Source organism: Bradyrhizobium sp., from assembly GCF_019244115.1.
Classification (GTDB): domain Bacteria; phylum Pseudomonadota; class Alphaproteobacteria; order Rhizobiales; family Xanthobacteraceae; genus Bradyrhizobium.
This window is the reverse complement of record NZ_JAFATE010000856.1, coordinates 1-9,699: the sequence shown is the minus strand read 5'-3', so window position 1 is coordinate 9,699 and position 9,699 is coordinate 1. Positions and strand designations below refer to the sequence as shown.

Annotated in this window: 9 protein-coding genes; 2 read left to right on the top strand and 7 right to left on the bottom strand. The window is 63.8% G+C overall.

Features of this window, described 5'->3' with window-relative positions; translation table 11 throughout:
• The 4 genes from JOZ76_RS36240 to JOZ76_RS36225 form a co-directional block, all read right to left on the bottom strand.
• Positions 1-1,157, bottom strand: a 1,157-nt coding sequence (locus JOZ76_RS36240) for an acetate/propionate family kinase (protein WP_291706174.1), incomplete at its 3' end; no start/stop codon positions are given.
• Between the two features lie 5 nt (positions 1,158-1,162).
• A complete protein-coding gene (locus JOZ76_RS36235; RefSeq protein WP_291706173.1) occupies positions 1,163-2,134 on the bottom strand; it encodes a phosphate acetyltransferase in 972 nt (323 codons plus the stop codon).
• Between the two features lie 20 nt (positions 2,135-2,154).
• Positions 2,155-4,374: a DUF3141 domain-containing protein gene (locus JOZ76_RS36230; protein ID WP_291706172.1), complete on the bottom strand. Its 2,220-nt coding sequence runs from the start codon at positions 4,372-4,374 to the stop codon at positions 2,155-2,157.
• Between the two features lie 111 nt (positions 4,375-4,485).
• Positions 4,486-5,601 (bottom strand): AI-2E family transporter, encoded by a 1,116-nt coding sequence (locus JOZ76_RS36225; protein WP_291706171.1) that lies wholly within the window; start codon positions 5,599-5,601, stop codon positions 4,486-4,488.
• A gap of 193 nt (positions 5,602-5,794) precedes the next feature.
• Between JOZ76_RS36225 and JOZ76_RS36220 the strand changes: the two genes are divergently transcribed.
• A complete protein-coding gene (locus JOZ76_RS36220; protein WP_291706170.1) occupies positions 5,795-6,316 on the top strand; it encodes a GNAT family N-acetyltransferase in 522 nt (173 codons plus the stop codon).
• Between the two features lie 44 nt (positions 6,317-6,360).
• On the opposite strand, the gene JOZ76_RS36215 is transcribed toward JOZ76_RS36220, so the two are convergent.
• Positions 6,361-6,624: a hypothetical protein gene (locus tag JOZ76_RS36215; RefSeq protein ID WP_291706169.1), complete on the bottom strand. Its 264-nt coding sequence runs from the start codon at positions 6,622-6,624 to the stop codon at positions 6,361-6,363.
• A gap of 340 nt (positions 6,625-6,964) precedes the next feature.
• Positions 6,965-7,219 carry a hypothetical protein gene (locus tag JOZ76_RS36210; RefSeq protein ID WP_291706168.1) on the bottom strand — a complete coding sequence of 85 codons (255 nt, stop codon included), beginning with the start codon at positions 7,217-7,219 and terminating at the stop codon, positions 6,965-6,967.
• Positions 7,220-7,863: 644 nt separating this feature from the next.
• On the opposite strand from JOZ76_RS36210, the gene JOZ76_RS36205 reads away from it, so the two are divergent.
• Positions 7,864-8,220: an SPW repeat protein gene (locus tag JOZ76_RS36205; RefSeq protein WP_291706167.1), complete on the top strand. Its 357-nt coding sequence runs from the start codon at positions 7,864-7,866 to the stop codon at positions 8,218-8,220.
• A gap of 27 nt (positions 8,221-8,247) precedes the next feature.
• Here JOZ76_RS36205 and JOZ76_RS36200 read toward each other — a convergent pair.
• Positions 8,248-9,699 (bottom strand): hypothetical protein (locus JOZ76_RS36200; protein WP_291706166.1); only part of this gene is annotated, 1,452 nt, incomplete at its 5' end.

Here is a 9,699-nt window from a genome sequence, read left to right as displayed (position 1 = left end):
GTATGTTCGGCGATCATTCGCTCTTCGTCGGTCGGAACGACGTAGATCGGAACAGAACTCGCGGGTCCCGATATCTTCAGCGCGTGCGCGGCATTCGCGCCGGCATCGATGGATACGCCCAGCCACGCGAGCTTCTCGGCGACACGTGCGCGAATTGGCGCGGAATTTTCGCCAATGCCGGCAGTGAAGACGAAGGCATCGATCCCTTGCAGCGCTGCCGCCAGCATTCCTGCTTGCAGCCCGACCCGATAGACGAAATACTCGACGGCGAAGGCCGCGCGAGGGTCCTGACTCGATTGCAGCTCGCGCATGTCGTTGCTGATGCCGGACAATCCCTTCAGGCCGCACTCCTTGTAGAGAAAGTTCTGCAGCTCAGTAGCGGTCATGCCCTTGGCGGACATCAGATACAGCACGACCCCGGGATCGAGCTGTCCGGGCCGCGTTCCCATCGGCAGGCCGTCGAGCGCAGTGAAGCCCAGCGTATTTTCGATGCTGCGGCCGCCACTCAGGGCGCACATCGATGCCCCGCTTCCCAGATGCGCCACGATGACCCGGCGGCTGGCGATCTCCGGCGCGCATTCGGGCAGCGTCTTGGCAATGTACTCGTAGGAGAGGCCGTGGAAGCCGTAGCGCCGGACCCCCTCTTCGTGAAGCCGGTACGGTATCGCGTAGACGTCCGCGACGTCGGGATGATCGCGGTGGAACGCCGTATCGAAGCAGGCGACCTGCGGCAGCGCCGGAAAGTTCGCCAGAATGGATTTGATCGGTGCGAGGTTGTGCGGCTGGTGCAGCGGCGCCAGGGCCGCGTAGCGCTCGAGACGCGCGACCACGGCATGATCGACCAGCACCGGCGCATCATAATCCGGCCCGCCATGGACCACGCGATGGCCGACCGCCATCGGTGTCATGCGAACCTCGTCGCGGAGCCACGCACCCGCCACCGCCATCGCAGCCGGAACGTCCGGAACGGCTTCGATCGGATAGGCACGCTCCGCGACCGCGTCGCCATTGATTCCGGAGGCGCGCAGCCGCGGTCGGCTGCCTATACCGTCCATTTGTCCTTTCAGCTGGCGGTGCAGCCGGCCCTCGCCATCGACGGCGAACACCTGGAACTTGACGCTCGAGGATCCCGCATTGACGACAAGGATCGTATCCATGGCGATCACGCGGCTGCGTTGACTGCGCGCCGGCGGCGCGCATCGGCGTAGAGGCTCGCCACCGCACAGGAGGCCATGCGCGCCCTCGGCGAATCCGCGCGCGAGGTCAGCACGATCGGCACACGGGCACCGAGCACGACCCCCGCGCCGTCGGCCTTGGCGAAATAGGCCAGATTTTTCGCCAGCATGTTGCCGGACTCGAGATCCGGCACGACCAGAATCTGGGCGCGTCCCGCGACCTCGGATTTGATCCCCTTGATCCTGGCGGCTTCCCGATCGACCGCATTGTCGAAGGCGAGCGGGCCGTCGAGCAGGGCGCCGGTGATCTGGCCGCGCTCGGCCATTTTGCACAGCGCCGCCGCCTCGATCGTGGAGGGAATTGCGGATGTGACCGTCTCGACGGCGGACAGGACCGCAACCCTTGGAAGGGTGCCGAACCCGGCCTGGGTGAACAGATCGATCGCGTTCTGCACGATGTCCCGCTTGGCATCGAGGTCCGGGAAGATATTGATCGCCGCATCGGTAATGAACACGGTGTCGGCATAGGTCGGCACATCCATCACGAAGACGTGGCTGATGCGCCGGTCGGTGCGAAGTCCGCCTGCCTTGGCCGTCACGCTTCGCATCAACTCGTCGGTATGCAGGCTTCCCTTCATCAGCATCTCGCCCTTCGCGGCATGCACGAGTTCGACCGCTTTCGCAGCCGCAGCCTCGCTATGCGGCGCGTCGACGATCTCGAAACCCGAGATGTTGATGCCGTGCTTGGACGCGGCGCCCGCAATCTTCGCCGCGGGCCCGACGAGCACCGGCCTGATGATGCCGGCTTCGGCGGCATCGGCGGTACCACGCAGAGACGTTTCGTCGCACGGATGCACCACGATCGTGCTGACGGGCGGGATCTTTTTTGCCGCAGCGATGAGACGGTCGTATTTTGCGTAAGTGCGTGTTTCGCCGGTGTCGGCGGCTTGTACTGCCATGTCTGCCTCCAATTCCCGGACTACGAGGCCTTTGCTTGCGAATCGAAAGGGGCAGCGATCGCATCCGACCTGCCCTCCTCGGCCAGCCCAAACAGTTCGGTAATGCGGCGCAGGCGCATCGCGGCTTCCCCGGACACCTCGGCGCTCGCCGACAGCACGTCCCGGACCGCCTCGAGGCCCTTGCGTCGCGCCTCGATGTTCTGCGGCAGCAGTTTTGGAATGGCCGCGAGACTCGCCTCCTGGTCGAGCAGCAGCATGAAGAACTGCTCGCGCACCATGGCCTTGAACTCCGCGGGCGAGAGCCGCGCGGTGCTGTCGGTTCCGCGCACGCGGCGCAGCGCCTCCGCCCCGCGTTCGTCGACCATGCCGCGCGCCATGCCGACATAAAGAAGGCTGCGGACGAGGCACTCCCTGAGGCCGCCGCTGCCGATGCGGGACTTCAGTTCCGCGATCCGGGCATCGAGGCGCTTACGATAGTCAGCCGACATCTCGGGCTTCGGTGACGGATCGGACTGCGGGTCTATCCCGACCGCGGTCTGGAGCGCCGGCGAGCCATAGACCGCGAGAAACAGCGCTTCGCTGAGCGCTTCCTGCGCGTCCCGCCAGTGGTCGAGGGCGCCGACGATGGTTTTCGACATCGTTTCCTGAATGGCGAGAAACGGATTGTCTGCGGCGGCCGGCTTGCGGTGCTCGCGGGCGTTATCGGCCGCTTCAGCGATCGTCTTGGTCACCGGATTGTCGCCGGCGAGCGCCTCGTATTGCACCCGCAGCGGGTGCAGCCTGTGCATCATCTCCGCCGCCTGCGGCGTGACAAACGCCTTGATCCAGGGCTGGACGAAATTGCGATAGGCGGCGAGGTTGATTTTCGAGACCCGCGCGGCCGCGGCAAAGCGCCGCTCGTCGTCGGCGTTGTTTCCACCGAGTGCCCTGATGTCGTCGAGCGTGCGCTGTTCGCAGCGCATGATCCATCGTCCGGAAACCAGCTCTCCACTGGCGCTGTCTTCGGATTTCGCCTCGAAAGTCGCCTCGTAGAGGCCCGGCGGCAGCACGTCGATCAGGTCGATGTTGCTCGAGAACTCCGTGTATTCCTTCCGGGCAATACCGCCCGAAACGAAAATCCCAAGGTGCCCCGCGCTCTCGTGAACGGTGTAGACGATGGTCTGTCCGAACAGCCGGATCTCGTCGACATCCTTGTATAAATCGAGAATCCAGCCGAGCGCCTGTTGCGGAGGCGTGATGTTGTCGCCCTTGGAACAGAACACGACGATCGGAGAGCGGATGCTGCGGAGATCAACGGGTCCCTCGGAGGTCTTGATACGGCCGGCGGCGAGATTGTTGCCCACGAAAAGTTCATCGACGATGAACTGGATCTCTTCGGCATTGAGGTTGACGTGGCCGCCCCACCATTTTTCGAATTCGAGGTAGCGCGGCGCTTCGGTATCGATGTTCGAATACACGTTGTACTGCTTGGTCCAGAGCGTGTTCGAGGGATTCATGTTCTCGAAATTCTGCACCAGCCAGGCGCCATCGAACTTGCCGGCGCCGAGATCGCTGGTCAGCGCGGTCAGCCAGCTCCCGCCCAACAGGCCGCCCGAATATCGCATCGGATTCTTGCCGCGCACGCCGGCCCAGTACGACAGCGGCGATCCGGCAACGATGATCGGGCCGAACAGGTCCGGCCGCAGCGAAGCCAGGATCATCACGGCCCAACCGGCCTGGCAGTTGCCGATCACGCAGGGTCTTCCCTCCGCCTCCGGATGGAGTGCGATCACCTTCTCGAGGAAGGCAGCCTCGGCCCGCGCGATGTCGCCCATCGTCTGCCCCGGCATCGGATCGGGCAGAAAACCGATGAAGTAACAGGGATGGCCAGCCTTGAGCGCCACGCCGATCTCGCTGTCCGCCTTGAACCCGCCGATCCCGGGACCATGACCGGCTCTGGGATCGACGACCACGAATGGACGTCGCTTCTGGTTGATCTCGACGCCATCGGGCGGCTTGATACGGACGAGCGCATAGTTGACCGGTCGCGGCAGCGTGCGGCCATCGATCAGCAGTTCGGCCTCGAAGTTGAGGACATGCGGCGCCGTTTCCGCCATATGCTCGCGGTATTGAATCCCGCGCTGACGCATGACGTCGAGAAAGAGCACGCTTCGCTGTCCGGCGTCGATCAGATATTCGAGCGCGGATCCAAAAAGGCCGGGCATGGCATTGTTCGAGATCGCGGGCTTGTCGGTCGACATGCTGAAATCTCTCGTTGTTCGTGAGGTTGAAAGGATTGCGCCTCGTCAGCGGACACCCTTGACATAGGTCAAGGCTCAGGGCGGGCAGAATTCGCCTGCCGTCGGGAACTTTCAGATCTCGGCTATGATGCGCTCGGGCTGTGCAGCACTCGGTCGCTCGCGCGCCCTTTCATCGCGGATCCACGCCATTATCAAGTCCCAGCCGACGGCCAGGACGATCGGGCCGACAAACAGACCGACGATTCCATGGGCAAGGGTTCCGCCAAGCAGCCCGATGAAGATGACCGGCATGGGCGTCGTCAAACCGCGTCCCATCAGGAGCGGCTTGAGAACGTTGTCCGCGAGGCCAACCACCACCAGGTACACAGTCAGAAGCACGGCGATTGCGATCGACTTCGTCGCCCAAATCCAGATCACGCAGGGAATGAGGACGAGCGCTGCCCCGAGTTGCATGATGCCGAGGATCAGGACGACGAACGCCAACAAGCCGGCGCTCGAAATGCCGGCGAATTTCAGCGCAATTCCAATGAGGAACGACTGAACGAGGGCAATTCCGATCACGCCCTGCGAGATCGTGCGTATGGTTGCCCCGGCAAGCGCGACAAAATCTTCGCTTTGCTGCGGAATCAATCGCGCCATGATGTTCCTGCTGGCTGCCACCAGTTTCGGTCCGGACGGAAACAAGAAGCCGGTAAGAATCACGGCCGCCAGGAACATGAGCGCGTCCAGGCCGGCGCCGGTTGCCATCGCCAGTGCGGGCCCGATCACCGGCTTCAGAGAGGGCGCAAATTGCGTGAAAACCGCTTCGAGATTGGTGGAGGCTTGGCTCCAGATATTGTAGAGCGGCTCTCCGATCAGCGCCCAATCCCTGATCGCCTCAGGCGGCGAAGGTACAGTCAATGTTTCAGATGCAATCCGGTCGGCAATCGTTCGCAAGCCATCGACCAGGCCCACCGCAAGCCAGGCTGCGGGTCCGATCACGATCGCGACCGCGATCACAGTAATAAGAGCCGCCGCGAGTTTTGGCCGATGCCCCAGATGGTCGGCCAGCCGGGCGTAGAGCGGGTATAACGCCACCGCCAGCACCACAGCCCATGCCAGAATCGGAATGAAGGGGCTGACGATGACGAAGCACCAGTAGATCAGAGCGGCCAGCAAACCGAGACGGATGGTGAGTTGGATCACCTCCTCGCCCGATCGGCTTTGCCGAAAGACCCGGACTGCCATGTTCGCACACCCGCTGGCGCGATCGGCGCGACAAGTCCTTATACTTCGCGGATCGTCGTTCCGAGATCGAAAGACAACTGTCTGCGCAGACTAGAGGCGCTTCCAAAATGGTCTTGATTCAAATCAAGGCGTCCTCGCTCCCCGTGTGTCCGGAGCTAAAACCCTGATCAAACCTCGCTGGGAACGCGGATCGATGCTGAAACCCGCCGACTATTCGGTCACCGAGCGCCTGCGCGACGGCCGCAGCATCGCGATACGCGCGCTCCGCGTGGACGACCGCGAGGAGATGCTCGCGGCGATCGGCCGGACGAGTGCCGAATCGCTGCGGCGTCGCTTCTTCGTTCCGAAACGCGGCTTCTCGGAGACAGAGATCTCATTCTTCACGAAGATCGATTTCGACAGGCACGTGGCGCTCGTCGCGCAAATCGACGAGGACGGGCGGCCCGTGATCGCGGGCGGCGGCCGCTATGTCATGACCGAGCCGGGCCGGGCCGAACTGGCCTTCGTCGTGGTAGACGCCTATCAGGGACACGGGATCGGCACGGCGCTGCTGCGTCATCTCATCACCCTCGCCCGAGAGGCCGGCCTGCGAGAGCTCGTGGCCGAAGTTCTGCCGGAGAATGGGGCAATGCTCGCGGTGTTCGATCGTCTGGGCTTTTCTGCACGCGCAGCGTCCGATCCTCAGACAAGACATCTCGTTCTGCAGCTTGCCTGATCGGACTGCCGTGGTCCGCGACGCTCCGACTCAACCGATCTTGATCAGCGAAGCCCGATCAGAGATCGTCGATAGCCGCCGCTGCGCGCCTCGTTCCTGCACATATAGCTACCCTTGAAACCTTGCCCGTACTTCCTGTGGGCCCGGGAATAGTAGGTTCGCTTGGCGAAATCGAGCCACACGACGGTATCGGACGGACAGTGCCGCTGCGCCTGATCCTGGTAGCGAAAGATCGTGAGCGGCAGCGAGGCCACCTGGCCGGGGCTCGACAGCAGGAAAAGCAGCGCGATCGCCGCGGTCATCCGCATGCGAGAAATTCCGGCTGGGAAAACTCTGCACTGCGCCGGATAGCGGCCATGGTCCGTCATGCTGATCCCCAAAATTCCGAGCAGGCAACGATACGGCCTCAGCTGGAGGGACCAGGTGCCGAGGCCGCGCTCGCTCTCCTTATCGACCAGCGACGGAGCCGCATGCCGGTGATCCAACACCTGGCCAGCGCAGCGCGCAATTGTCCTATGGTGCCGAGCCTTCGAAAGCGCGGTTGGGGTCAAGCCGAATTGAGCGACCCGCCGGCCGCATCCTGATCGCCCGCACATGACGACGCGCGCCGAATCCGCGGCGCGTCCTATCGATGTCGCGTAGCGTGCGTCAGCGGGTGCTTAGATTCGCCGCCTGCACCGCCTGACCGGGTCCACCCAGACAGCGCCGCGCTGCTTCGATCTCCGCGTCGCTCGCGCCCTTGCTGCGCGCCCAGGCTTCGGCGGCAGGTGCGGTGTATTTGGCGACATAGTACCGAACCACCGAGCATGAGACCCGATGCAACAGTCCGCCCCGCTCCTCCGCGCGCACAGCTGCGCTCTGCAGGAGGATCAGCGCCAGAACACCCAGAACTCGCAGCACCATCAACGACCCCCGTTCCTGGAACCTTCGTTCGATAACACCCTGTTGATTGCCGGGTTCCACAACACCCGGCCCGATTCGGTTCCAGGCTCTCGAACCAATGTCTCCGCATTGTGCGCGAACAGCCTTCGATCTGCGCCTGGATCATGAGCGCGGCGGCGAGTCGTCCACAGGGAACCGCGATCATACGCAACTCATCGTGCGCAACGCGGCTCACGATTGGCTGCCAGCGAATAAGATGGGCGGCGATATGCCAGACAATGGGGGACGCTTCATCGCCAAAGGCCGCTGTCCCCAATGGCAGAAGGATCTGCAGGACCGCTTCACTGAGTGGGGTCCGGAAGATCTGAAATTTTCTCCATAGCCAAGCCTGTCTAGGCCGAACGTATCAGGAACCCGCCGAGGCGAGCAGGCGTTCTAGGTGTAGTTGTGGCACGAGCTGGCGGCGGAGCCGCGGTGAGTGCAGCCGATCCGAAGTCCCTGCCCGCTCGCGGCAACATCTCTTTGAGGGAGTTCAGATCGAAGGCGCACTCGGAATCACCGGGTTTGCCAGTGCCCTGCCCTTCCGAAGTCCGCGAAACAGCTCGCGCCGATGGCGCGGATTTCGGCGAGTTTGGGCGCCGGCGCCCCGTTCAACGGAGGACATCATGGACCAATGGAGCAATACCAAGCTGTGTGACGTCGGCAATCTCATTCTCGGCATCATCCTGTTCGCAAGCCCGTGGATCTTCACGTATCCCGCAGGGCATGAATCGACCAACGCGATGATCGCCGGAATCATCATCGTGGTGCTGTCGATTGCAGCCCTCGCGGCCTTCACGGTATGGGAAGAGTGGATCAACCTCGTGGTCGGCCTGTGGCTGATCGTTTCGCCCTGGATTCTGCATTTCGCGGGGACGACCGCGATGTACGTCACCGTCGTGATCGGAGCCCTGGTCGCGCTGCTGGCGGCGATCGAATTGTTCGACGTTTCCCAGTCGTCGAGAACGATGGTCAGGCACTGACGCGACGTCGCGGCCGGGCCGCGCCTGCTAGCTGCAGTTGCGGTTGCCGGCGCCGGCAATCGACAGGAATGTGATGGTCGCCGGCGCGAAAGCGATGGTGCCGGCGGCCATCAGGGTTCCTTGGAGGGGCGGCAGCTCGTGCTCATCGCCGGTCGCGAGCACGCGGCCGTTCAATGACGTGGTGGCGCTCGCCAGATTGGCGGCAGTCGTGGCTGTGGTCTGGTCGGTGGTCTTGGCGGCCGCCAGTGTGTAGCGCTCCGACGGGCTCGGCAGGATCAGTTCGCGCGAGGCGGTGCGGTCGTTGTTGATCACCAGCAGCGTTACCGCGCCCGCTAACCCGCGTCCGCAATGAGCATAGACGTGGAGCCCGTTCCGGATCGGCACACCGGACTCGAGCACGGTCGCCCCCATCAGCCGCCGCCACAGCAGCGCGCCAAAATAGCTCGGCCGCGGCAAAAATGTTCGCCAGTCCAACAGGCCGTAATCGCTCGCGGCAAGCGTATTGTGCATCACGACGGCGACACCCGCTTTCGCGAGCCGCCCGAGCTGGTCGAGATAGCGGAACGTGTCGAGAAAGGTCGCGGCCCATCGGTTACCGCCGCAGGCGGCTTCAGCGGTTTCGGTCAGCCAGATCGCCCGGCCCGGCGCAAGCTGGTCGCGCAAGCGCAGGTAGAAGGCGAAGGCTTCATCAGTCTGCCCGAGCCACTCTTCCGACAATGCCAATTCCGGCGTCCGGCGGCCGCCACAGCGCTCCGAGACGGCGCCATAATGATGATAGGACACCGCGTCGATGCCATCCGCCACGGCAGTGAACATGTCGGCCGCCGTCGCATCCGTTCCGATCGTGCCCGGCCCCAGCAGAACCGTGCGCGGGGACATCTTCCGCATGAAGGTGTGGAAGGTGGAAAAATCCCGACGAAACGCGGCGGCATCGGCCTCGATGCCGGCACCGGACTTCAGATCAGGCTCGTTGAGAAATTCGGCGGCCGCGATCTCGCCTCCGATGGACTGCGTGAAGGACACCAGGCTGCGCGCCTGCTCCGGCGTCCACTGTCCCCGGACATCTCGCGTCCCCGGGCTCGCTGCAAACGACGTCACGATGGCAGCGCCGACGGCGCCTGCGAAGTCGACCACGCCGCGCCATTGCGGACGGGTCAGCACGCCATTGAACCCGGCCGGCGGTTTGGACGGTGCGGTGTCCTGGTCGGCGAAATAGGTCGCGTTCGCCCAGGTGCCGCTGACGCGCAGATAGGCGGGCGACAACGCCGCCGCCAACCGCCGCAGCCGGGGATTTTTGAGCTCGATCGCCCGATACGTGGCATATGCGTCCGGCAACCGTTGCGCGGCGCCGGCCGATTCCGGTCGCCCGTACGGTCTCCAGAACGGCCCGCCGGTCACCTCGACCATTTCAATATTGTAGGACTGGAACCGCTCGTCGACCGTGGCGATGCGCGGCAGGTTTGCGGGGTCGAGCGCGAT

What these genes read in the sequence shown, in the direction of transcription:
- JOZ76_RS36235 (WP_291706173.1), bottom strand. Translation starts at nt 2,134, where the DNA reads ATGGCAGTACAAGCCGCCGACACCGGCGAAACACGCACTTACGCAAAA.
- JOZ76_RS36230 (WP_291706172.1), bottom strand. Translation starts at nt 4,374, where the DNA reads ATGTCGACCGACAAGCCCGCGATCTCGAACAATGCCATGCCCGGCCTT.
- JOZ76_RS36225 (WP_291706171.1), bottom strand. Translation starts at nt 5,601, where the DNA reads ATGGCAGTCCGGGTCTTTCGGCAAAGCCGATCGGGCGAGGAGGTGATC.
- JOZ76_RS36220 (WP_291706170.1), top strand. Translation starts at nt 5,795, where the DNA reads ATGCTGAAACCCGCCGACTATTCGGTCACCGAGCGCCTGCGCGACGGC.
- JOZ76_RS36215 (WP_291706169.1), bottom strand. Translation starts at nt 6,624, where the DNA reads ATGCGGATGACCGCGGCGATCGCGCTGCTTTTCCTGCTGTCGAGCCCC.
- JOZ76_RS36210 (WP_291706168.1), bottom strand. Translation starts at nt 7,219, where the DNA reads ATGGTGCTGCGAGTTCTGGGTGTTCTGGCGCTGATCCTCCTGCAGAGC.
- JOZ76_RS36205 (WP_291706167.1), top strand. Translation starts at nt 7,864, where the DNA reads ATGGACCAATGGAGCAATACCAAGCTGTGTGACGTCGGCAATCTCATT.